Source organism: Amycolatopsis coloradensis, from assembly GCF_037997115.1.
GTDB classification, from domain to species: domain Bacteria; phylum Actinomycetota; class Actinomycetes; order Mycobacteriales; family Pseudonocardiaceae; genus Amycolatopsis; species Amycolatopsis coloradensis_A.
In genome coordinates this window covers 1,470,890-1,493,490 of record NZ_CP150484.1, presented here as the reverse complement: position 1 = coordinate 1,493,490, position 22,601 = coordinate 1,470,890, and the positions used below count along the sequence as shown (strand labels likewise).

General features: G+C 68.6%; 21 protein-coding genes. 17 read left to right on the top strand and 4 right to left on the bottom strand.

Going from position 1 to position 22,601, the window contains the following annotated elements; genetic code table 11:
- The first annotated feature begins 2 nt into the window (after nt 1–2).
- The 4 genes from LCL61_RS06695 (at nt 3) to LCL61_RS06680 (ending at nt 3,098) form a co-directional block, all read left to right on the top strand.
- Nucleotides 3–1,043: a trans-sulfuration enzyme family protein gene (locus tag LCL61_RS06695; RefSeq protein WP_340686042.1), complete on the top strand. Its 1,041-nt coding sequence runs from the start codon at nt 3–5 to the stop codon at nt 1,041–1,043.
- Nucleotides 1,044–1,052: 9 nt separating this feature from the next.
- A complete protein-coding gene (locus tag LCL61_RS06690) occupies nt 1,053–1,385 on the top strand; it encodes a hypothetical protein (RefSeq protein ID WP_340686041.1) in 333 nt (110 codons plus the stop codon).
- A 449-nt stretch (nt 1,386–1,834) separates the two neighbouring features.
- Nucleotides 1,835–2,497: a hypothetical protein gene (locus tag LCL61_RS06685; protein WP_340686040.1), complete on the top strand. Its 663-nt coding sequence runs from the start codon at nt 1,835–1,837 to the stop codon at nt 2,495–2,497.
- Nucleotides 2,498–2,501: 4 nt separating this feature from the next.
- Entirely contained in the window at nt 2,502–3,098 is a 597-nt protein-coding gene (locus tag LCL61_RS06680) for a class F sortase (RefSeq protein ID WP_340686039.1), read from the top strand.
- A gap of 79 nt (nt 3,099–3,177) precedes the next feature.
- Here the strand turns inward: LCL61_RS06680 and LCL61_RS06675 are convergent, their stop codons facing one another.
- Both LCL61_RS06675 and LCL61_RS06670 read right to left on the bottom strand, forming a co-directional pair.
- The gene (locus tag LCL61_RS06675; protein ID WP_340688511.1) at nt 3,178–4,164 is read right to left on the bottom strand and encodes a patatin-like phospholipase family protein; all 987 of its coding nucleotides are present in this window, start codon (nt 4,162–4,164) and stop codon (nt 3,178–3,180) included.
- 95 nt (nt 4,165–4,259) lie between these two features.
- Nucleotides 4,260–5,003: a FadR/GntR family transcriptional regulator gene (locus tag LCL61_RS06670; RefSeq protein ID WP_340686038.1), complete on the bottom strand. Its 744-nt coding sequence runs from the start codon at nt 5,001–5,003 to the stop codon at nt 4,260–4,262.
- Between the two features lie 60 nt (nt 5,004–5,063).
- Here LCL61_RS06670 and LCL61_RS06665 point away from each other — a divergent pair, with 60 nt between their 5' ends.
- The 9 genes from LCL61_RS06665 (at nt 5,064) to LCL61_RS06625 (ending at nt 14,270) form a co-directional block, all read left to right on the top strand.
- Nucleotides 5,064–6,554: an ABC transporter substrate-binding protein gene (locus LCL61_RS06665; RefSeq protein WP_340686037.1), complete on the top strand. Its 1,491-nt coding sequence runs from the start codon at nt 5,064–5,066 to the stop codon at nt 6,552–6,554.
- Nucleotides 6,551–7,495, top strand: a complete 945-nt coding sequence (locus tag LCL61_RS06660) for an ABC transporter permease (protein WP_340686036.1) — start codon at nt 6,551–6,553, stop codon at nt 7,493–7,495. The genes LCL61_RS06665 and LCL61_RS06660 overlap by 4 nt, the downstream gene beginning before the upstream one ends.
- A complete protein-coding gene (locus tag LCL61_RS06655; protein ID WP_340686035.1) occupies nt 7,495–8,307 on the top strand; it encodes an ABC transporter permease in 813 nt (270 codons plus the stop codon). Before LCL61_RS06660 ends, LCL61_RS06655 begins: the two co-directional genes overlap by 1 nt.
- Nucleotides 8,308–8,312: 5 nt before the next feature.
- Nucleotides 8,313–9,059 (top strand): ABC transporter ATP-binding protein, encoded by a 747-nt coding sequence (locus LCL61_RS06650; protein WP_340686034.1) that lies wholly within the window; start codon nt 8,313–8,315, stop codon nt 9,057–9,059.
- A complete protein-coding gene (locus LCL61_RS06645) occupies nt 9,056–9,826 on the top strand; it encodes an ABC transporter ATP-binding protein (RefSeq protein WP_340686033.1) in 771 nt (256 codons plus the stop codon). Before LCL61_RS06650 ends, LCL61_RS06645 begins: the two co-directional genes overlap by 4 nt.
- Nucleotides 9,819–11,240, top strand: a complete 1,422-nt coding sequence (locus LCL61_RS06640) for an aldehyde dehydrogenase family protein (protein ID WP_340686032.1) — start codon at nt 9,819–9,821, stop codon at nt 11,238–11,240. The genes LCL61_RS06645 and LCL61_RS06640 overlap by 8 nt, the downstream gene beginning before the upstream one ends.
- Nucleotides 11,237–11,995 (top strand): SDR family NAD(P)-dependent oxidoreductase, encoded by a 759-nt coding sequence (locus LCL61_RS06635; protein WP_340686031.1) that lies wholly within the window; start codon nt 11,237–11,239, stop codon nt 11,993–11,995. The genes LCL61_RS06640 and LCL61_RS06635 overlap by 4 nt, the downstream gene beginning before the upstream one ends.
- Nucleotides 11,996–12,007: 12 nt before the next feature.
- Nucleotides 12,008–13,387, top strand: coding sequence for an amidase (locus LCL61_RS06630; RefSeq protein WP_340686030.1), 1,380 nt, complete (start codon nt 12,008–12,010; stop codon nt 13,385–13,387).
- Nucleotides 13,388–13,562: 175 nt separating this feature from the next.
- Entirely contained in the window at nt 13,563–14,270 is a 708-nt protein-coding gene (locus tag LCL61_RS06625; protein ID WP_340686029.1) for an Abi family protein, read from the top strand.
- Here the strand turns inward: LCL61_RS06625 and LCL61_RS06620 are convergent.
- Both LCL61_RS06620 and LCL61_RS06615 read right to left on the bottom strand, forming a co-directional pair.
- Nucleotides 14,267–15,121: a CoA ester lyase gene (locus LCL61_RS06620; protein ID WP_340686028.1), complete on the bottom strand. Its 855-nt coding sequence runs from the start codon at nt 15,119–15,121 to the stop codon at nt 14,267–14,269. The two genes, LCL61_RS06625 and LCL61_RS06620, sit on opposite strands and share 4 nt — an antisense overlap.
- Nucleotides 15,122–15,259: 138 nt before the next feature.
- Nucleotides 15,260–16,321: a CoA ester lyase gene (locus LCL61_RS06615; protein ID WP_340686027.1), complete on the bottom strand. Its 1,062-nt coding sequence runs from the start codon at nt 16,319–16,321 to the stop codon at nt 15,260–15,262.
- A 118-nt stretch (nt 16,322–16,439) separates the two neighbouring features.
- On the opposite strand from LCL61_RS06615, the gene LCL61_RS06610 reads away from it, so the two are divergent.
- The 4 genes from LCL61_RS06610 to LCL61_RS06595 all read left to right on the top strand — a co-directional run bounded on the left by LCL61_RS06610 (nt 16,440) and on the right by LCL61_RS06595 (nt 22,591).
- Nucleotides 16,440–18,662, top strand: coding sequence for a serine/threonine-protein kinase (locus LCL61_RS06610; protein WP_340686026.1), 2,223 nt, complete (start codon nt 16,440–16,442; stop codon nt 18,660–18,662).
- A complete protein-coding gene (locus LCL61_RS06605; protein ID WP_340686025.1) occupies nt 18,653–20,920 on the top strand; it encodes a serine/threonine-protein kinase in 2,268 nt (755 codons plus the stop codon). Before LCL61_RS06610 ends, LCL61_RS06605 begins: the two co-directional genes overlap by 10 nt.
- A 350-nt stretch (nt 20,921–21,270) precedes the next feature.
- The gene (locus LCL61_RS06600) at nt 21,271–21,921 is read left to right on the top strand and encodes a hypothetical protein (RefSeq protein WP_340686024.1); all 651 of its coding nucleotides are present in this window, start codon (nt 21,271–21,273) and stop codon (nt 21,919–21,921) included.
- Between the two features lie 19 nt (nt 21,922–21,940).
- Nucleotides 21,941–22,591: an NAD(P)H-binding protein gene (locus LCL61_RS06595; RefSeq protein ID WP_340686023.1), complete on the top strand. Its 651-nt coding sequence runs from the start codon at nt 21,941–21,943 to the stop codon at nt 22,589–22,591.
- Nucleotides 22,592–22,601: the final 10 nt, after the last annotated feature.

The window sequence follows — 22,601 nt, the reverse complement described above, 5'->3', positions numbered from 1 at the left end:
GGGTGGACACGAACGACTGGTCACCCCGCACCCTCGCCGTCGCCGCCGGACGACCGGAGGGCCCCGGCGAACCGCTGAACGTGCCGATCGTCGCGGCGAGCACCTTCGACGCCGGCGCCGACCGCGCGTATTCGCGGGAGGACGGCACCCCGACCTGGGAGGCCCTCGAAGCCGCGATCGGCGCGCTCGAAGGCGGGCACGCCACCGCGTTCGCCTCGGGGATCGCGACGCTCAGCGCTGTGGTCGACACCCTGCCGGTGGGCGCGAAGGTCTGCGTCCCGACGTTCTCCTACGCGGGATCGCGTGGCCTGCTCGCGCACGCGCAGCGCACCGGACGCCTGGTGGTGACCGAGATCGCGCCGGACGACACGGCCGCCTGGGTCGCGGCCGCGGACGCCGACCTGCTCTGGCTCGAATCGCCGACCAACCCGACGCTCGACGTCATCGACATCGAGACGATCGCCGCCGCCGCGAACGGCCTGGTCGCCGTGGACAACACGTTCGCCACCCCGCTCGGGCAGCGGCCGCTGGACCTCGGCGCCGACATCGTCGTGCACAGCGCGACGAAACTCATCGGCGGCCACAGTGATCTGCTGCTCGGACTGACCATCGCGGCCGACGAAGGCGTCGCGAAGGACCTGCGCGACGCGCGCACCAGGTTGGGCGCGACGCCGGGAGCGCTCGAAGCGTGGCTCGCCCTGCGCGGGCTGCGGACGCTCCCGGTCCGCCTCGCCGAGCAGACGCGCACGGCCGCCCTGCTGGCGGCGCGCCTGGTCGACCATCCCGCCATCACCCGGGTGCGTTATCCCGGCTCCGGCACGATGATCGCGTTCGAACTCCCGGACGCGGAGAGCGCGGACAAGGTCATCGGTTCGCTGCGGCTGATCCGCGCCGCCACCAGTCTCGGCGGCGTGGAGAGCCTGGTCGAGCGCCGGGCCTGGCTGGCGGGCGACGCCCACGTGCCCGCCGGGCTCGTCCGGTTCAGCGTCGGGCTCGAAGATCCGGAAGATCTCTGGACGGATCTGGCCTCGGCGCTCGGCTAGCTTGAGCATGTGGACGAGACGAAACCGCCTCGGCGGCTCGGTCAGTTGCTGTGGGGCCTGTTCTGGCTCCTGGTGCTCGGCTTCCTCGCGATCGTCACCGCGGGTCTGCTGGCCGAGCTCGCGGCGTCGCCCTGCCCGAGCGACGCGATTTGGGCCTGTGCCGCGGAAAACCGGACCTTCGCCACCTTCCTGCCCGCGATCGGGTTCGGCCTCGGCCTCCTGATCGCGGTGGTGGGCGGCGGCCGGGCGGTGCGGAACCGGACGTCGCCGAAGCCCTGGCTGTTCGGCGCGGGCCTCCTCGGCGTGCTCTCCCTAGCCGTGGCCTTGTTCCTGGTGTTCTGATCGTGACCTGCGGGTTGCCCGGCACCGGTATCCGGCCGTAAATGGTCAGGCCTTCACCGAAACGTGGTCCGGACGTGTGAACCGGTCGGCGGCAAGTGTGCGGAGAGTCTTCGAAAAAGGGAGATCCGGCCAGGAAAACCGGCGATTCCGGGCGGTTCGGCGGGCGGGGAAAAAATACTTCCGCATCGCAACCGATCCGGCCCTCCGGGTGTTAACATTCCTTCGTCGCCGCGAGTTTTCCCGCTGTTGAGCGACTTTCGGGCCCTTCTATCGGGCAGGGGTATTCCGGCGTTACCGGTTTTCCCAGTGGTTCTTGTCACGACTTTTCCGCTACGGCTCCGCTGTACTTTTCCGGCAGGATCACGCTGTCACCCGAACGTGGGATTCCTTTCGGGTGGTCTCAGGGTGGGGGTCACCCTGTGTTGCGATGTTTCCACTGGGAGATCATTTTGAAGAAGACGTTGGGCCGCCTCGCGGGCGCGGTGCTGGCCGGCGCCGTCATCTCGCTGGCCGTGACGCCGGTCGCGATGGCGCAGACCGAAACGACGACCACGCCTCCGGCTCCGTCGAGCGAGGCTTCGTCCTCGACTCCGGCCGCGCCGTCCTACTCGGGTGGCAAGGTGACAACGGAGACGAGCGCCCCGGCCTCGTCGTCCTCGCAGGAGCCGACGCCGACCTCCACCTCGGAGAAGCCGACTTCCGGCAAGCCGTCGCCGACCTCCACCTCTGAGGCGCCGACCAGCACCACCCCGCCGATGCCGGAGCTGAACGTCGGCGCCGGATACGTCGAGGGCAACGAGGGTGCGCTGGCCATCCTCTGCGGTTCGGAGCCCGCCGACGTCACCGCGCCGGACTTCACCATCGTCGACTCGTTCCAGGACGGTGGCGAGGCCTACCTGTGGATCTACATCATCGAGGCCAAGCCCGGCTTCAAGGGCACCGCGAGCACCTTCACCTGGACCTGCGACGGCAAGCCGGGCAAGGGTGACATCGAGTTCGAGGGGACGGTCGGCGGCGGCGCGACCGCGCCGGGCAACGACAAGCCGAAGAAGCAGGTCAAGCTGAAGCCCAAGGGCGGCATCGAGACCGGTTTCGGCGCCACCGCGGCCTGATCCGATGAAGCTCCTGACGCAGGGCGGCCGCTTGGTCGCGGCCGCCCTTGTGCTCTCCCTCGCGCTGACGGGATGCGGCACCGACGAACCCGCCCCGCCCGCCGCGCAGGCGGCGGCGGAATCGACGCCGCCGGTCGTCAAACCGTTCAACGGGACTCGCCCGACGAACGTGCGGATTCCCAAGATCGGCGCGGAATCGAGCCTGGTCACGGTCGCGATCGGCAAGGACGGCAAGATGTCCGTCCCGTCGGCGAAGAACCCGATGCAGGCCGCTTGGTACCGGCTTTCCCCGGTGCCCGGTGACGTCGGCCCGTCGATCCTGCTCGGCCATGTCGACGGCAACAAGCAGCCGGGCATCTTCTACAAGCTCAAGGACGTCAACCCGGGCGACGAGGTGCTCGTCGACCGCAGCGACGGCAAGAGCCTGAAGTTCGTGGTCGAGAAGAAGGACCAGGTCCCCAAGGACCAGTTCCCCGAGGAAGCGGTCTACGGCAACACGGACAAGCCGCAGCTGCGGCTGATCACCTGTGGCGGTGTCTTCGACAAGGAAGAGCACAGCTACAAGGACAACGTGATCGTCTACGCGAACCTCGTCGCCTGACGTGGGCTGAAAGCGTCCTTCACCGCATCTAACGCGGTGAAGGACGCTTTCGTCGCATCTGACGAGGTGAAGGACGCTTTCAGCCCACGCCCAGGCCCGCGGCCGGGAACGGGAACCCGTCGGGAGCCACCGCCTCGGTGTCGACCCACTTCCGCATCCCCGCGTCACAGGCCGCGTAACCCCAGTTGATCAACCGCTCCTGCACCACTTCCGGCAGTTTCGTCAGGCGCGTCGGGGTCTCCGCCAGCTTGTGCGTGAGATCCACGGGCGCCTTCAGCGAATCGTTGAGCTCGAAGTTCTCGAGATCGACGTAGGAACCCCAGTAGGCGCCACTGAAATCCTTCTCCACATAGGACTTCAGCAGCGCGCCCCGCCGCAGCTCGCGCACCTGGTTGTCGATCACGTCGAGGACGCGCAGCAACTGCCGCCCCCAGTCACGTTTGACCTTCCGCGCGACCTTCATCCGCTTGCCCGCGTCGCTGACCAGCACCGTCGCGTGCCCTTCGACCGGGTCCAGGCCGAGGTTGTCGTAGACGCCGGCGTCGCTGAGCACGATCTTGCGTTTCCGCTCGTCGGAAAGCGGGTCGTGGATCACGACGGGTGAAAGCATCGGCGGGAAGGCCGAAGACGCGGCCACCGCGGTCGCGAGCGGGATGTTCCCGTGCGGCCCGTTCTGCCGGAAGAACCACCACAGCGCGCCGTCCTGGAGGTTCGTCGCGGTGAAGACGAACTGCGGGCCGCCGGGGTCGATGTCCTTGAGACAGCAGTCGCCGAACAGGTGTTTCGCGTACACCCGCGCGAGTTCCTCACCGGCGCTTCGCCAGGGCATCGCCATGGCCAGCAAGGTGACCGGGATGTCGAGCCGGGTACGTGCCAGTTTCCGCACTGGCGCGACGACCTCGTCGTAGAAGTTGTCCGCTACACCGTTTTCGAACTTCAGGTCCGACCACGCGTGCGCGAGCACGCCCGCGGCGATCGAGCCGCCCGAGACGCTCGAGAACGTCGAGATCTTAGACAGCCAGCCGAGTTCGTTGAGCCGCCACAGTGCCCCGGTGTGGAACAACATCGCGCGGTAGCCGCCGCCGGACAGCGCGAGACCGACACCCTCGCGAGCTGTTGAAGGTTTCTCGATATCCCCCACCTGAGCGAGTGTAGAGGCGGTCAAGCAAGCAGGGGCCGCAAGAGGCGACGTTGCTCCTCGGGGACGTACTCGGCGTAGTTGTCGTACAGGGCCTGCTTCGCCAGCCTCGACGCACGCTCGCCGTCGGAGTCACGGATCGCTCCCAGCACCTCTTCGTGGTGTGCCAGCCAGTTGCGCATCAGTGCCGTCCGGTCGTCGGCGTGTTCCAGCTTGTCCTCGATGAGTTCCAGTACGACACCGCGGACGACCTCGCCGCTGATCACCAGCAGCGGATTCCCGGTCGCGCGGGCGATGGCCTCGTGGAACGCGACGTCCGCGTGGGAGAACTCCGCGAACCCCTTCGAGACCCCCTCGCGCATCGCCTCCAGCGCCGCGTCCAGCTCGGCGAGATGGTCCTCGGTCCTGAGCTGCGCGGCGAGCAGATGTGCGGAACCGTCGAGGACCATGCGGAACTGCAACAGCTCGGACAGGCCGATGTGGTCGGCGCGCGCGAGCCGGTGCATCGACCGGTGCAACGCGGCGGGGGAGGCGGCCAGCACCTCGGGGCCGCGCGGGTCGCCAGGGCGCGAGCGGATCATCTCCGCCGCTTGCAGCACGCGCAACGCCTCGCGCACGGTCGAGCGGCCGACGTCGAACTGCACCATCAGCTCGCGTTCGCTCGGCAGCCGGTCGCCCGGTTTCATCCGGCCGCTGAACACGGCTTCCTCGATCTGTTCGACGACACGCTGGTACGCGCGGACAGGGGCGACCGGCTCGAATTCCATCTTGACCCTGCCGTCTCGTCTGGTTTACTGGTCAGACCAGTCTACCGGTCAGGGGGCAGGATGAAACCCCGGATTCACGCGGCAGTGGCAGCGTTGCTGCTGGTGGCGTCCGGCTGCTCCGCCGGATCGAGTGCCACGGTGGCCAAGGATCCCGGCACGCTCGCCATCGGCTACACCGCCGAACCCGCGAACTTCGACTTCACTCGCACGGACGGCGCCGCCATCCCGCAGGCCTTGCTCTACAACGTCTACGAGGGCCTGGTGAAACTCGACGCGGACGCGAAGATCGTGCCGCTGCTGGCCGAATCGTGGACGGTCTCGGAAGACCGCAGGACCTACGACTTCAAGCTCCGGAAGAACGCGAAGTTCAGCGACGGGGCGCCGTTCACCGCCGAGGACGTCAAGTTCTCGCTGATGCGCGTGAAGACCGACTGGACCGTGTCGATCAAGTCCACAATGGACGTCGTCGAGCGGGTCGACGTCGTGGCGCCGGACCACGCGCGAGTCGTGCTCACGAAGCCCAGCAACGGCTGGTTGTTCAGTCTCACCAGCCGCCTGGGGGCGATGTTCAGCCGGACCGGTGTCGCGGATCTGGCGAACAAACCGGTCGGCACCGGGCCGTACACGGTGTCTTCGCGCAGGCGCGGCGATTCCATCGTGCTCAAGCAGAATCCCGCGTACTGGGGCACGAAACCGGCGTACTCGACGGTGGTCCTCAAGTACATCAAGGATCCGACGGCGCTCAACAACGCCTTGCTCAGCAACGGGATCGACGTCATCTCCGCGATCACCGTGCCGGATTCGATCCCGCAGTTCCAGAGCGACGACCGGTTCACCGTCGTCGAAGGCACGACCAACAGCGAGGTCACGCTCGCGTTCAACAACGCGCGTCCTCCGCTGAACGACGTCCGGGTACGAAAAGCGCTGTCGTACGCCATCGACCGGAAGGCCTTGCTGGACACGGCTTGGGGCGGCCGCGGCACGCTCATCGGCAGTATGGTCCCGCCGACGGACCCCTGGTACGAAGACCTTTCGAACGCGTACCCGTTCGATCCCGCGAAGGCGAAAGCCCTGCTCGCTGAAGCGGGCCGGCCGAATCTTTCGCTCCGGTTGAGGATTCCCAACCTGCCGTACGCCGTCTCGTCCGCGCAGGTGGTGGCGTCGCAGCTGGCGGACGTCGGGGTCACGGTGACGATCGAGCCGCTGGACTTCCCGGCGGTGTGGCTCAAACAGGTCTTCACCGACCGCGACTACGACCTGTCGATCATCCAGCACGTCGAGGCGCGCGACATCGTGACCTTCGGCAGGCCGAAGTACTACTGGGGTTACGACAGCAAGCCCGTCCAGCAGAACCTGGTGAAGGCCGACGCCGGAACGCCCCAGGAGCAGGTCGACGCGATGCGCCAGGTCGCGCGGCGGCTGTCCGAAGACGCCGCCGCGGACTGGCTCTTCCTGTTCCCCAACGTGATCGTGGCGAAGAACAAGGTGACCGGGTTCATCCGCAACCAGGTCAGCGAGTCCTTCGATCTCACGGGATTGGCGCCGCGATGACGGTCAAGGTGCTCCGCCGCCTGGGGATCCTCGTGGCCGGCGTGCTGGTCGCGTCCATCGTGGTGTTCCTGTTCATGGCCGTGCTGCCGGGTGACCCGGCGCAGGTCGCGCTCGGCGTCAACGCGACGCCGGAACTGGTCGCGAAGACCCGCGCCGAGTTCGGCATCGACAGGCCGCTGGTGACGCAGTACCTCGACTGGATCGGCGGTGTCCTGCAAGGCGACTTCGGCCGCTCGTACGTCACGCGCGAGGAGATCGGGCCCGCGCTGACCGACCGCCTCGGCGTGACGTTGTGGCTGGTCGGGGCCGGGATGCTGGTGGCGCTGCTGATCGCCGTCCCGGCCGGGACGTTCGCCGCGGTGCGGCATCGGAAGGCCGACGGCACCGCGCTTTCCGGGCTGTCGCAGATCGGTGTCGCGATCCCCGCGTTCCTCGCCGGCATCATCCTCGTGCAGATCTTCGCGGTGCAGTTGCGCTGGCTGCCCTCCGGTGGCTGGACACCGCCCGTGCAGGACCCAGGCGAATTTCTCCGCGGTTTGGTCCTGCCCGCGCTGTCGCTGGGGCTCGTGCAGGGCGCGGTCCTCACGCGGTATGTCCGGTCCGCGGTGCTCGACACGCTCGGCCAGGACTATCTGCGCACGGCGCGGTCCAAGGGACTTCGGCCGTTCCAAGCGCTGTTCCGCCATGGTCTGCGCAACGCCGCCGTGCCGGTGGTGACGGTGCTCGGCCTGCAACTTTCGACGCTGCTGATCGGCGCGGTCGTCGTCGAGCGGGTGTTCGTCCTGCCGGGGCTGGGCAGCATGCTGCTCGACTCGGTGGCGTCGCGGGATCTGTTGTCCGTGCAGGGGATCGTGCTGGTCCTGGTGGTCGGCGTGCTGCTGGTGAACTTCGTGGTCGACGTCCTCTACACGGTGCTCGACCCGAGATTGCGGGGTTCCTGATGCGTAGCCGCAGTCTCGTGATCGGCGGCGTGCTCGTCGCGCTGATCGTGCTCGCCGCGCTCCTTTCGTTCGTGTGGACACCGTTCGATCCGGTGAAGGTCGACGCGGCCAACCGGCTGCACGACTTCAGCGGCGCCAATCCGCTGGGCACGGACAGCTTCGGGCGCGACGTGCTGAGCCAGCTCATGGTCGGCGCGCGGACGACGCTGTACGTCGGTGTGGTCGCGGTCGGCATCGCCGCGCTGATCGGGACACCGCTGGGCATCCTCGCCGGGATGTCGTCGCGCTGGCTCGGCGAGTTCGTCATGCGGGTCAACGATCTCGTGCTCGCGTTCCCCGCGTTGCTGCTGGCGATCATGTTCGGCGCGGTGTTCGGGGCGGACACGCTGACCGCGATGGTGGCGATCGGCATCGCGACCATCCCGTCGTTCGCGCGGATCGCGCGTTCGGGAACGCTGCAGGTGATGAGCAGCGAGTTCGTGCTGGCCGCGCGGTCGGCCGGGCGCTCGCGGCTGAACATCGCGGCGCGGCATGTGCTGCCGAACATCTCCGGGCTGCTGATCGTGCAGGCGTCGGTGTCGTTCGCGATCGCCGTGCTCGCGGAAGCGGCGTTGTCGTTCCTCGGGTTCGGCACGCGGCCGCCGACGCCGTCGTGGGGCCGGATGCTCCAGGAATCCCAGATGTTCCTGACCCTGCACCCGAGGCTCGCACTCGTGCCGGGTGTCGCGATCGCCATCGCCGTCCTCGGCTTCAACCTGCTCGGTGACGGCCTCCGCGATCGTCTCGACCCCCGATTGGCGGCGCGGGTATGACCGCTATGACACTGCAGGTACACGGTCTCGGCATCGGCCACCTGGTTCGCGACGTCTCGTTCGGTATCGCACGCGGTGAGCGGGTCGGGCTGATCGGCGAGTCGGGTTCCGGGAAGTCGTTGACGGCGCTGTCGATCATGGGCCTGCTGCCCGAAGAACTCGCCGCCTCCGGCTCGGTGAAACTCGACGGCCGTGAACTGCTGGGCGCGCCGGAGAAGGAACTGTCGCGGCTGCGCGGCAACGAGATGTCGATGGTGTTCCAGGAACCGATGACCGCGCTGAACCCGGCGATGCGGGTGGGCGCGCAGGTGGCCGAGCCGATGCGGATCCACCGCGACGGCGGGAAGCATCGGGCGGCGGCCGAGGCGTTGCTGGATTCCGTGGGGCTGCCAGGCGTCGCTCGTGCGTATCCGCATCAGCTGTCCGGCGGGCAGCGGCAGCGCGTCGTCCTTGCGATCGCGCTGGCCAACGACCCGAAGCTGCTGATCTGCGACGAGCCGACGACGGCGCTCGACGTCACCGTCCAGGCGCAGATCCTGGAACTGATCCTCGACGGCGTGCGGGAGCGGGACTGCGCGCTGCTGTTCATCACGCACGACCTCGCCGTCGTGGCGTCAGTATGCGAGCGGGTGCTGGTGATGCTGGACGGCGAGATCGTCGAAGCAGGCACCACCCGCGAGGTGCTCACCGCACCGAAGCACGAGTACACGAAGAAACTTCTGGCCGCTTCGGATCTGGAGGCGAGCCGATGATGCTCGAAGTACGCGACCTCGAACGTCGCTACACGCGGCGCGACATCCATGCCCTGCGCGGAGTTTCGTTCGACGTCGCGGAAGGTCAGCGGTTCGGGATCGTCGGCGAGTCGGGTTCGGGAAAGTCCACGTTGGTCAGACTGCTGGCCGCGCTCGACAAACCGACGGCGGGCAGTGTCTCGTTCCAAGGCCAACGGATCGACACGCTGCCCGAACGCAAACTCGGCTTCCTGCGGTCGGAACTGCAGATCGTCTTCCAGGATCCGATGGGTTCGCTCGATCCGCGGATGCGGGTGCGCGACATCATTTCCGAACCTCTGGGCCGCCGGGATCCCGTGCGGGTCGCGGAACTGCTGAAGGCCGTTGGCCTGCCCGAGGACGCCGCCGGCCGCTATCCGCATCAGTTCTCCGGTGGGCAGCGGCAGCGGATCTCGATCGCGCGGGCGCTCGCGCCGAATCCGAGCGTCCTCATCGCGGACGAACCGGTGAGCGCGCTCGACGTCTCGGTGCGGAAGCAGATTCTCGACCTGCTCGCGTCGCTGGTCGAGCTGTATTCGCTGACGCTGATCTTCGTCTCGCACGACCTCGGCGTGGTGCGGCACGTGTGCGACCGGGTCGCGGTGATGCGGCGCGGGGAGATCGTCGAAATCGGCGACGTCGACCAGGTCTACGACGCGCCGGAACACGAGTACACCAGGGAACTGCTGGCGGCCGCGCCGAATCTGCGGGCCGAGCTGGCGCGGCTGAGAGGAGGGGACGATGCCTGAATATCCGGAAGGGCTGCCGATCGGTGACGGGTGGGTGTCCACTGTAGACATACAGCCGGTCGTCTTCCCGTACGACGGGAGCGAGATCGGCCGGGCGCCGGTCGGGACGCCGGAGCTGGCCACGCGCGCGATCGACGAGGCGGTCGCGGTGTTCAAGCAGGTCGCGGCCCTGCCGTCGCGGACCCGGCGGTCGCTTCTGAACGACGTCGCCGCCGCTTTGGAAGCCCGGCGTTCCGACTTCGAGCAGCTTCTGGTGCTGGAGACCGGCAAGCCGTTGGTCGATTGCCGCGTCGAGGTCGCCCGCACGATCGTCACCTGGCAGGCCGCCGCCGAGGAGGTCTCGCGGCTGCACGGCGAGACCGTCCCGCTCGACCTGCTGCCGTCCGGCGACGGGCTGGTCGGGTTCTGGAAACGCAAGCCGATCGGTGTGGTGGTCGGCATCGCCGGATTCAACTATCCGCTGCTGCTGGCGTCGCACAAGATCGCGCCCGCTATCGCCGCGGGCTGCCCAGTGGTGGTGAAACCGGCGCCGCAGACGCCGCTGGCGACGTTGTGGCTGGTGCATCTCGTGCGCTCGCTGACCGACTTGCCCGCCATGGTCCAGCTCGTCACCGGCGACGCGGCCGTCGGCTCGGCGCTGGTCACCGACCGGCGGGTCGGCGCGGTGTCGTTCACCGGATCCGCGCTGGTCGGGCACCGGATCGCCCGCGACGCCGCACCCACGAAGACGTTGCTGGAGCTGGGGTCCAACGCCGCTCTGGTGGTCGCCGAGGACGCGGATCTCGACGCGGCCGCGGACGCCGTGCTGCGCGGTGGGTTCTACGCGTCGGGGCAGGCGTGCATCTCGGTGCAGCGGGTGCTGGTCGTCGAAGCCGTCGCCGAGGAGTTCACCCAACGGGTGCTGGCGCGGCTCGGCGAGGTCGTCACCGGTGATCCCCGCGACGAGAAGACGCGGGTTTCGGCGCTGATCGATCCGGGGTCCACACTGCGCGTCCAGGAGTGGGTCGACAAAGCTACTTCGGCCGGTGCGCGGCTGGTTGGAGGCGGTGTCGAGGGCACGGTGATCCGGCCGACCGTGCTGCTCGACGTGCCCGACGGCCTCGAATGCTGGGACGAGGAGATCTTCGGCCCCGTGGTCTGTATCCGAACCGTGTCCTCTGTGGACGATGCGTTCGAGGCGGTCAACGCGTCGCGCTACGGGCTGCACGCTTCGGTGTTCAGCACGTCGTTGAAGACGGCGTTCCGCGCGCTCGACGAGCTCGAAGTCGGCGGCGTGGTCGTCAACGAGGTACCCGGATTCCGGTCCGACACCATGCCGTACGGCGGCGTGAAGGATTCCGGTATCGGGCGGGAAGGGCCGCGGTTCGCGGTCGAAGAACTGACCGTGACGAGAATGGCGGTGCTGCGCCCGTGAGCTATGAGAACCTGTTCCGGCTCGACGGAAAGCGAGCCGTCGTCCTCGGCGGTGGCAGCGGGATCGGCCGCGAAGCCGCGAAGGCGCTGGCCGCGCACGGCGCCGAAGTGATCGTCGCGGACCGCGATGTCGCCGCCGCCAAGGAAACCGGCGTGGGCGAGTCGTACGAGATCGACCTGCTCTCGGACGGTGCGGTCGCGCGGGCGGCGGCGGAACTCGGCGAGATCGACATCGTGGTGCTGACCGCCGCGACCAACGTGCGCAAACGGCTGCTGGAATATTCGCGCGAGGAATTCGACCGGGTGATCGCGCTGAACCTAGGCGCGACCTTCGAGGTCGTCCGCGCGTTCGGCGCCGGGATGGTCGAGCGGGGGCGGGGGAGCATCATCGGGTTCTCGTCGATCCGTGGCACCACCGTCGAGCCGGGGCAAGGACCGTACGCGGCGACGAAAGCCGGGCTGGTGCAGCTGTTCCGCACGGCCGCGGCGGAGTTCGGCCCGGCCGGGGTACGGGTCAACGCGATCGCGCCCGGCGTCGTCGAGACTCCGCTGACAGCGCAGATCAAGGCGAATCCGGGCTGGTACGACGCGTACGCGACCAAAGGCGCGCTCGGCCGATGGGCGCGTCCGGACGAACTCGCGGGCGCCGTCGTCTATCTGGCCTCGGACGCGTCGTCGTTCGTCACCGGCTCCGTGCTGGCGGTGGACGGCGGCTGGACCGCGGTCGACGGCCGCTTCGAACCGCCCGCGACGTAAAGGAGTGCTGCCGTGCCGGAGTTGCCTGATCTGACCGCTGTCGAACTTGTCGCGCGGTACCGTGCCGGGACACTGTCGCCGGTCGAAGTCACCGAAGCCGTCCTCGCCCGCATCGAGGCACGCGAACCCGAACTGCACGCGCTCTACGCGTATGACCCGAGTGGCGCCCGCGAAGACGCGAAAGCGTCCGAAGGCCGTTGGCACGCCGGGGAACCGCTCGGCCCGATCGACGGCGTTCCCTTGACGCTCAAGGAGAACATCGCGACCCGCGGCACCCCGGTCCCGCTCGGCACGGCCGCCACCGCGCTGGAACCCGCGCCCGAAGACGCCCCGGCGGGCGCTCGCGTGCGCGAATCCGGCGGTGTCCTGCTGGGCAAGACGACCATGCCGGACTACGGGATGCTGACGTCCGGGCTGTCGAGTTTCCACACCGCGTCGCGGAATCCGTGGGACACCACGCGCACGCCCGGCGGTTCCAGCGCCGGTGCCGGTTCGGCGGCCGCCGCGGGTTACGGCCCGCTGCACGTCGGCACCGACATCGGCGGCTCGATCCGGCTGCCCGCCGGCTGGTGCGGCCTGGTCGGGCTGAAGCCGAGTTTCGGCCGGGTGCCGGTGGATCCGCCGTTCCTCGGCCGCGTCGCCGGGCCGATGACGCGGACCGTTGCCGACACCGCGCTGCTGATGAGCGTTCTGTCCGGTGTGGACGGTCGCGACCACCTTTCGCTGCCGCCCTCGTCGCTCGCTTGGACTTCGTTGCCGGGCGAGGTCAAGGGACTGCGGATCGGGCTCCACCTCGACCCGGGTGTCGGTCTTCCGGTGCTGCCGGAGACGATCGCCGCCGTCACCGAAGCCGCACGCGTCTTCGAGGCCGCGGGTGCCGTCGTCGAGCCGGTTTCGCCGTTCCTGCGCCGGGAAATGCTCGACGGCCTCGACACTTTCTGGCGCGTCCGTGCCTGGTCGGACATGTCGGCCCTGCCCGAAGAGCGCCGCGCGAAGGTCCTGCCGTACATCGCCGACTGGGCCGCCGGCGGCGCCGACGTCAGCGGTGTCGACGCCTACCGCGGTTTCGCGCAGATCGACGCCATCGCCGTCGCGACCCTGCGCGCGACCGAACCTTTCGACGTCGTCCTGTCACCGACCTGCCCGGTCTCGGCCCCGCCCGCCGAATGGCCCTCGCCGACCAACGACCCGCGCCGCCCGTTCGAGCACATCGCGTTCACCGTGCCGTACAACATGTCCGGCCAGCCCGCTGTCTCGATCAACTGCGGCTACGCGAGCGACGACCAACCCATCGGTCTCCAGCTCAGCGGCCGCCGCTTCGCCGACCTCGACGTCCTTCGCGCCGCTGCCGCCTACGAATCCCTTCGCCCCACTCCGCGCCCCTGGCCCTGACCCGCATTCAGAGGACTAGACGCGTCAGCCGCCGATCGCCTCGGCAGCGGCAGGATCCGCGAGGGCATTGCTTTGCCGACCGGCAACAAAAAGATCAAAGCCCCGGTGACATGACCAATAGGTCAGGGGCCATCCGGGGCTATTCGTCGGTCAGCTTAGCAGAGGAGCTACGAGAGTGCCCAGCGCTCGCGCGGGGGATTGGATCGAGACCTGGCTGTCGAAGCCGAGGTTCGCGGTCTACTTGCAAGCGGCGAACCAGGACCGAGAGCAGGCCGTGCGGTTGTACGAGTGGAACACGGCGGTATCCGCGGCGTTCCACCACGACCTGTGCCACCTGGAAGTGGCCCTGCGCAACGCCTACGACCGGGCATTGGGTCACGCCGTCTCGGCCGGGACGCCACACTGGGTCTTCCAGGCGACGACGATCTTCCCGTCGCGGTGGCAGAAGGCGGCGAACGGCACGCGGTACGACGTCAACGAGACGAGCCGGAGGTTGCTGGCCGAAGCCATCAAGAACGCGACCCCGAAGGTCAAACGTCCCTGTGCCGCGAGTGCGTCACCGTCGCCAGGAAAGGTGATCGCCGAGCTGAGTTTCGGCTTCTGGCGATATCTGTCCGCGAGACGTCACCACGACCCGCTGTGGATTCCTTACCTGCACCTGGCCTTTCGCGCCGGTGCCGATCGCCGTGACGTCGACAAGCACGTCGAGCGCTTGCACAGGCTTCGTAACCGAGTCGCTCATCATGAGCCGCTACTGGCCGTCGACCTGCAGGGGCACCGCAACGACGTACAAGACCTCGCTGCGCTCATTTCCCCGCAGGTCGCCGCCTACATCACGGCCAACAGTTCGTGTACGAGTCTGTCGGCCGCCCGTCCCGGCTAGCCGCCGATCGCCTCGGCCAGCGCCAGGATCCGCCGCGCGTTGTCCACGTGCAGGTTCTCGATCATCCGCCCGTCCACGGTCACGACGCCCTGCCCGGCCGCCTGTGCTTCCTCGAACGCCGCGATGATCCTGCGCGAGCGCGTGATCTCCTCCTCGGACGGCGCGAAGATCCGGTTGCACGGCTCCAGCTGCGCCGGGTGGATCAGCGTCTTGCCGTCGAAGCCGAACTGACGTCCCTGCACACATTCCGCCTCGAAGCCTTCGAGGTCCTTCACGTCGTTGTAGACGCCGTCGAGGATCGCCTTGCCGGTCGCCCGCGCGGCCAGCAGCGCGAGCGAAAGCCCGCCCAGCAGGGGCGCGCGGCCGGGGACGAACTCGGCGTGCAGCTCCTTCGCCAGGTCGTTCGTGCCCATGACCAGCACGGTGAGCCGTTCGGACGCCGACGCGATCTCCTCGGCGTGCAGCATCGCGACCGGCGTCTCCACCATCGCCCAGATCTTCGTGTGATCCGGCGCGCCGCCGAGCTCCAGCGCGCGCTCGATGTTGTGCACCTCGGCGGCGGAGTTGACTTTCGGCACCACGATGGCGTCCGGGCCGGCCTGCGCGGCGGCGCGGAGGTCGGCGTCGTGCCATTCGGTGTCGAGGCCGTTGACGCGGATGGTCACCTCGCGCGAGCCGTACTCCTTCGACGACGCGGCCGCGCAAACGCGTTCACGTGCGGCTTCCTTCGCGTCGGGCGCGACGGCGTCTTCGAGGTCGAGGATCAGCCCGTCCGCGTCCAGCGTCTTGGCCTTTTCGAGCGCTCTTTCGTTCGCGCCGGGCATGTAGAGGACGGAACGCCGGGGGTTCATTCGGAAGCCTCCTGATCTTTTCGGGTCGCGCGTTTCGGCCGGCAGGCCTCGCTGACGCGGCTGCGGGTCGCCGTGCGGTGGCGACTGACGGGTACCCGATCAGTCGCGGCCCGTAGACGTGTCCGCGAACGCGCGATGTCAAACACTGCTGGCCGCGTCGTAGGCGGCGGCGAGTTCGGGATCGTCGGCGGCGAGGGCGTCCGCGAGTTCGGCGACCACCCGGCACTGCTTCACCGAGGCGTCGTCCTGCATCTTCCCGTCGATCATCACCGCACCGGTGCCGTCACCCATCGCGGCGATCACGCGCCGTGCCCAGGCGACGTCCTCGGGCGAGGGCGAGAACACCTTCTTGGCGATGTCGATCTGCACCGGGTGCAGGCTCCAGGCGCCCACGCAGCCGAGCAGGAACGCGTTGCGGAACTGGTCTTCGCAGGCCACGACGTCGCGGATGTCGCCGAACGGCCCGTAGTACGGCAGGATCCCGTTCGCCGCGCAGGCGTCGCCCATCCGCGCGACGGTGTAGTGCCACAGATCCTGCTGATACGTCGTGCGTCCCTCGTTCAGGTCTTCACCGGTGGGGTCCGTGCGCACCAGGTAACCGGGGTGCCCGCCACCCACCCGGGTGGTCTTCATCCGGCGGCTCGCGGCGAGGTCGGCCGGGCCGAGCGAGATGCCCTGCATCCGGGGGCTCGCGCCCGCGATCTCCTCGACGTTCGCGACGCCGCTGGCGGTCTCCAGGATCGCGTGCACCAGCAGCGGTTTCGTCAGGCCTGCCCGTGCCTCGAGCTGCGCGAGCAGCCGGTCGACGTAGTGGATGTCCTGCGCGCCTTCGACCTTCGGCACCATGATCACGTCGAGTTTGTCGCCGATCTCGGTGACCAGCGTGATCAGGTCGTCGAGCACCCACGGCGAGTCGAGGCTGTTGACGCGGGTCCACAGCTGCGTCTTGCCGAAGTCGGTCGACTTCGCGATGGAGACGAGCCCGTTCCGCGCGGCCTCCTTGCGGTCGGCGCGCACGGCGTCTTCGAGGTTCCCGAGCAGGACGTCGACCTTCTTGGCGATATCCGGGACCTTGGCGGCCATCTTCTCGTTGCTGGGATCGAAGAAGTGGATCATCCGCGAAGGAGGCACGGGGATCTGGCGGAGCGGTTCCGGCGCTCCCACCGCGAGCGGGGCGAAGAAATCCTTCGGCGAACGCATCGTTCCTCCATCGCAACGGGCTAAGTGACCGACGAGTAACCCTAAACCCGGAAGGCGGGGAACCGCTGCGGCGCAGCTCACCTCCAAGGGGACACGATCGGGAATCGCGGAGGAATCTGTGGACGACTGGGCCTTGCCGGGTTTCACCGAGATGGGGTCGCTGGGCGAAGGGGGATTCGGCCGGGTCGTGCTGGCTCGCCACGACGAATCCGCGCAGGTCGTGGCCATCAAGTACCTGTACGCGCGGTTCGCGGCAGACCCGCGGCGGCTGGCCGAATTCCGCCACGAGGCGCAGATCCTGAGCCGCGTTTCGGGACCCCACATCGCCCGTCTGCACCAGTTCGTGGAGACCCCGCAAGGGGCCGCGATCATCATGGAAGCCGTTCACGGAATCTCCCTGAAAGAGATCCTCGGCCGCCAGGAGAAGCTCGAACCCGAAGCCGCGCTGGCCATCCTCAAGGGCTCGCTGCTCGGTCTCGCCGGCGCGCACGCCGCGGGCACCGTCCACCGCGACTACAAACCGGCCAACGTCCTGGTCACCCGGGAGGGGCAGAGCAAGCTCGTCGACTTCGGCATCGCCGTGCTCGCCGGGCAGACCGGGGTCGCCGCGGGCACACCCGCGTACATGGCGCCCGAGCAGTGGGCGGGCGGCATCGCCACGCCCGCGACCGACGTCTACGCCGCGACCTGCGTGTTCTTCCAGTGCGTCGCCGGGCACCGGCCGTACGAGGCCGAACAGACCGAAGTGCTGCGCACGCTGCACGAATACGCCCCGATCCCGTTCGGCGAGGTCCCCGAACCGGTCCGCGACCTCATCGCGCGCGGCATGGCGAAGGACGCCGCCCAGCGGCCGTCGGGCGCGGCCGAATTCGTCACCGAACTGGAGGCGTCCGCCAGGAAGGCGTACGGCGAGGACTGGGAGCGCAACGGCTGGCACTGGCTCGCCAAAGGCGCCGGTGTCCTGGTCGCCCTGTCCCCGTTGGCCCTGCTCGGTGCCGGGACGGCCGCGGCACCGGTCATCGCGGGCGGCGGGGTCGCGGCCACCACCGGTGGCGGGATCGCGCTCGGTCTCAAGGTGACGGCCGCGGTCGCCGCCGTCACCGCGGCCGCCGTCGGCACGGTCGTCGTGGTCAACGCCGACGGTGACGAAGCGCCGCCTCAGACGACGACCGTCGCCGCGATGAAGGTCGACCTCCTCACCCGCACCGAAAAGCTCGACGGCTTCGACTACAACGGCAAGTACGTCCGGATCAGCGGGCTGAAGGACAAGGCCGCCGAAGAACGGGTCAACAAGGCGCTGATGGCGCCGATCGACGGGTGGCTCGCGGGCTTCTGGCCCGACAGCTACCCGCCCCAGCGGGAACCCGACGGCGACATCCCGCATATGAAGACCGAAGCCGAGATCCTGCGCCAGGACGACAAGCTGCTCTCGGTCGTCTACAAACGCTCGATCGACTCCGTCCAGTTCGGCAACCACGGCGGGTTCAGCATCCGTCCTGTCGTCATCGACCTGACGAAGGGCGAGCCGATCCCCACCGCGCGGCTCTTCGACAACGTCGACGGCACCGCCGACCGGATGCTCATGCTCGAAGACATGCTCTTCGACGCCGCCAGGCCGGGTGACTGCCTCGCCGACGCGCCGAGCTCGCCCGAGCACCTGCCGGCCCGCGCGATGTCGGATCCGTGGTCCGTCACCGGCGACACCGTGCTGCAAGCGGCACCGACCGCGAACGGGATGACGTTCTACGTCTACGGATCCGTGCTCGGCTACCCCCGTGTCTGCGACCCGACCCAGGTCACCGTCGAATTCCGCCACCTCCTCCACCTGCTGAGCCCGGGGGTCGTGAACCTGCTCGGCGGCACGCAGGGGCAACGCACCAAAGTGGACAACGTCGGCGCCTTCACCATCACCACTCCGGAAAAGTGGTCGCTGCTCTCCGGCGCCCCCATCGAGCGCTACCTGGTGACCGCCGACCAGTGCGCGGGAGGCGGGACGCAGCCGTTCCACTGCGCGGGCGTCGTCTTCAGCGACAACTCGCGGGCCGACCCGGCCACGCCGCCGTATGAACCAGGCAAGCCGTACAACCGTTCGACCGGCCCGCGTCCGTGCCATTCCATCGGCGCACCCGGTGAGACCCAGGGAGCACCTACCCTCCAGATGAAGGAACTTCGCCCGGTCGGGACGAAGCGGGCAGCCTACGAAGAGTGGCGGCTCACGTGTTCTGGCGGCGGCACGGTCACCCAGCGGGTCTGGTTCCTGCCGAAAACACGGCTCGTGATCGTCGACGAGTGGAACACTCCAGGCCTCGACAAGATTCTGGAAGAGGCGCAGTGGAACTGAACGACGAGTGGAGACTGTCCGGCTTCACCGAGCTGGAGCAGCTGGGCACGGGCACCTTCGGCCGCGTGGTGCTCGCACGCCAGGACACCACCGGCCACCTCGTCGCGATCAAGTACCTCTTCTCCCGCTTCGCCGCGGACCCCGCGCATCTCGCCGCGTTCCGGCAGGAAGCCCTGGCGCTGCACCGGGTGTCGAGCCCGCACGTCGTGAAACTGCACGAGTTCTTCGAGACGCCGCAGGGCGCGGCGATCGTCATGGAGGCGATCAACGGCGTCTCCCTGCGTTCGGTGCTCCAGGCCGAAGGCACACTCGAACCCGAGGCCGCCCTCGCGGTTCTGAAGGGTTCGCTGCTCGGCCTGGCCGCGGCGCATTCCGCCCACGTCGTCCACCGGGACTACAAACCGGCCAACGTCCTCGTCGCCGACACCGGCGAGAGCAAGCTGGTCGACTTCGGCACGGCCGTCCTGGCGGGGGAACGCGGCCCGTCCGTCGGCACGCCCGCGTACATGGCTCCCGAGCAGTGGTCGGGCGGACAGGCCACGCCCGCGACCGACGTCTACGCCGCGACCTGCGTGTTCTTCCAGTGCGTCGCCGGGCACCGGCCCTACCAGGCCGACGACACCGAAGTGCTCCGCACGCTGCACGAACACGCGCCCATCCCGTTCGGCGAAGTCCCCCAGCCGGTGCACGAGATCGTCGCGCTGGGAATGGCGAAGGACCCGTCGAAACGACCGGTCGACGCGCTCATGTTCGTCAGTGAACTGGAACGCGTCGCCCGCGCGGGCTACGGCGACGAATGGGAGCGCAAGGGCTGGTCACGGCTGGCGAAGGCGGCGGGTGTGCTCGCCGCGGCGACCCCGTTGGTCCTGCTCAGTGCCGGTACGGCGGCCGCGCCCGGGGTCGCCGCCGCCGGGACGGGCGCGGCGGCCGCGTCCACCGGCGGGATCGCGGCAGGGCTGAAGATCGCCATCGGTGTCGTCGCGGCGACGGCCGCCGTGGTCGGCTCGGTGGTCGTCTTCTCCGACGCGAGCACGCCGCCGCCGTCTCCGCCGACCACGCAACAGGCCGTCGCGCTCAAGGTCGCCATGAAGACCCGGACCGGAACCGTGCCCGGGACGAACATCGCGTACAGCGGGGATCACCCCGAGGTGACCGGGTCCACCGATAAGGCCTGGCTGAAGCGCGTCAACGACGCACTGACGGCGCCGATCGACGACTGGAACCGCAAGACCGGCCCGGGCGCCGCCAAGCTGGAGCCGGAACGCGGCCCGTACAAGCTCCTCACGAAGGCCGACGTGCGCTCGCAGAACGAGCGGTACCTTTCGGTGCGCTACACGCACGATCTCGCGAACAAACCGCATTCGACCTGGGGAAATGGTCGTGCCGCGGTGACCATCGACCTGAAGGAGGGCAAGGCGCTCACTCCCGCCGAGCTGTTCGCCCCCGGGAAGTTCAGCGACGACGGGCTGCGGACCCTCGCCGAACTGCTCTGGCCCGACAAACAGCAGTGCGGTGCGGTCAGCAGCACCTTCCCGTACCAGCCCCTCAAGACGGCCGATCTCGCCGAAGAGCCGAAGGTGTGGCTCGCGTTCACCCCGGCGGTCGTCGAGGTGACCGTCGACCTCAACTTGCTCGGCTTCGCCACCGCCTGCGGAGTCCAGGACTACACGCTGCCGTACGACAAGCTGAGCGGTCTCCTGAACCCGGAGCTCGTCGAGGGCGTGACCGGCGGAAAACCGCTGAAGGGAACTTCGTCCGCTCCGCCCGCGCCGGGAGTCACCGACGTCTCGGCGGGCGCGCTGACGCTGCATCTGCCGCAGGGCTGGTCCGTGGTCTCGCAGGGGCTGGAGAAGGTGCTCGTCGATCCGGGCTGCCCGGACCCCAAGAAGTACTTCAACTGCAAGTACGTCCTGCTCACGGACAACACTCAGCAGTCGGCGGAACAGCCGCCGTACCGGCCCGGTGAGTTCTATCGGCGCAGCGCGGGCGGCCGGGCCTGCAACGCCGCCGGGCGAAAGGACCTCCGCCAAGAGGGTGACGCCGTGCGGACGGTTTCCACCACCGCACCGGTGGGCGGGACATCGGCGACCTACGAGGAGTGGACGATCCAGTGTGTTCCTCGTGGACAGACGGGTGGAAGCGGCGAGACGCAAGTGACTCAGCGGATCTGGTTCGTTGCGGACAGGCAAATCGTGGTGATGGACGAGTGGCGGACACCGGGCGTCGAAGAACTCCTCCGCACCGCGACGATCTCGTGACCTGACCTGCGAAGGTCCAAAGTGGAATGAGTATTCACTGGGCTGAATGGCCTAACGTTTTACTTCCCTTGCCGCGCCGATGTTCGGTGGCGATCAGTCCGTACTCGTGACCGTTCGGAGACGCCGGGTGACACCACTTACCTCTCCCTCACTCGGTTGGCGGCACGTCGGACTGAAGTCCGATGACCGCCTACCGACCGGTCACCGATGACAAGGCGCCGCCGATCGCAGCCACTCCCGTTGTCCGGCGCCGTCGCCTCCCCGCCCTGTTAGACAGATCATGTGCCGCTTCCACCGAGGTGGCACGGGATGAAGAGCCCTAGGGAAACCAGGTTCGAAGGAGGCGGAACGTGGCGGCTACACCGAACATGGAGAGCTCGACGGTCGCCGGTGGCGCGAAGCGCAGCCGGTCACTGCCGAGCCGGGTGGTGCCGCCGATCGAACTGCCCGCGAGCGTCGGGGAGCTTTCGCGCAAGGCGGCGGCCCTGCTCGGCTGGAACGGCATCGTCTTGCCGGAGACCACCGTGCTCGGCCGCAAGATCTGCGTGGTCGCCCGGCTCCGTACCGACGTGCACGCCGAGCGCATCGCGATGGGCATGGGTCCCGTCATCGATCGCGCCACCGTCGACACCTGGACATGGCCAGAGCTGGCCGCGACCGCACCCGCGCCGGCCGCCGAGATCATCGGCGTCCTCGCGGTCGCCCGGCACTGGCGCACCGCGATGGCCTCCGCGGTTCCGTTCGCACGTTACGGCGAGGCCGCGATGGTTCTCCCATCGCCTGCCGTACTGACGGAAGACTACGTCGGCAACTGCCTGCCGCGTGCCCGCGCCTACGGGCTCGGCATCGTCACCGCCGACCCCAACGCGGTCGCCGACCTCGACCTCGAGGGCCACGGCGAGCGCATGATCCTCGACGAGGACCCGGTCTCGCGCCTGGTCAACGAGATCGTCTACGACCAGCTGCTGCGCGAGACCGAGCTCCCTGCCGAAGTGGACTGAACGCGCTACGGTCGGGTCCATGCGAGTAGTCATTGCGGGTGGACACGGACAGATCGCGCTGAAACTGGAGAAACTGCTCTCCGCACGCGGTGATCAGGCGGTGGGGATCGTGCGCAACCCCGGCCACATCGCCGATCTCGAGGCGGCAGGCGCCGAGGCGGTCGTCCTCGATCTGGAAAAGTCCGATGTGGACGCCGTCGCCAAGATGCTCGACGGTGCCGACGCCGCCGTCTTCGCGGCGGGCGCCGGGCCGGGCAGCGGCACCGCCCGCAAGGACACTGTGGACAGAGCGGCCGCGGAACTCTTCGCGGCAGCCTCCGAGCGGGCGGGCGTCCGGCGGCATGTCCAGGTCGGCTCCATGGGTGCGGACAAATGGGAGACCGCGGACGTCCCGGACGATTTCCGGATCTACCTCAAGGCGAAGAAAGCGGCCGAAGACGATCTGCGCGCCCGCGATCTCGACTGGACGATCCTTCGACCGGGCCAGCTCACCGACGACGAGGGCACCGGCAAGGTCCTGATCGCCGAATCCACCGGACGCGGGCCCATTCCCCGGCAGGACGTCGCCGCGATTCTCGTCGCGCTGCTCGACGCCCCGTCGACGGCGGGCCGCGTTCTCGAAGCGATCTCGGGTGATACTGCTATCTCTCAGGCCTTTTCCGCTCTGTGAAACCTTAGTG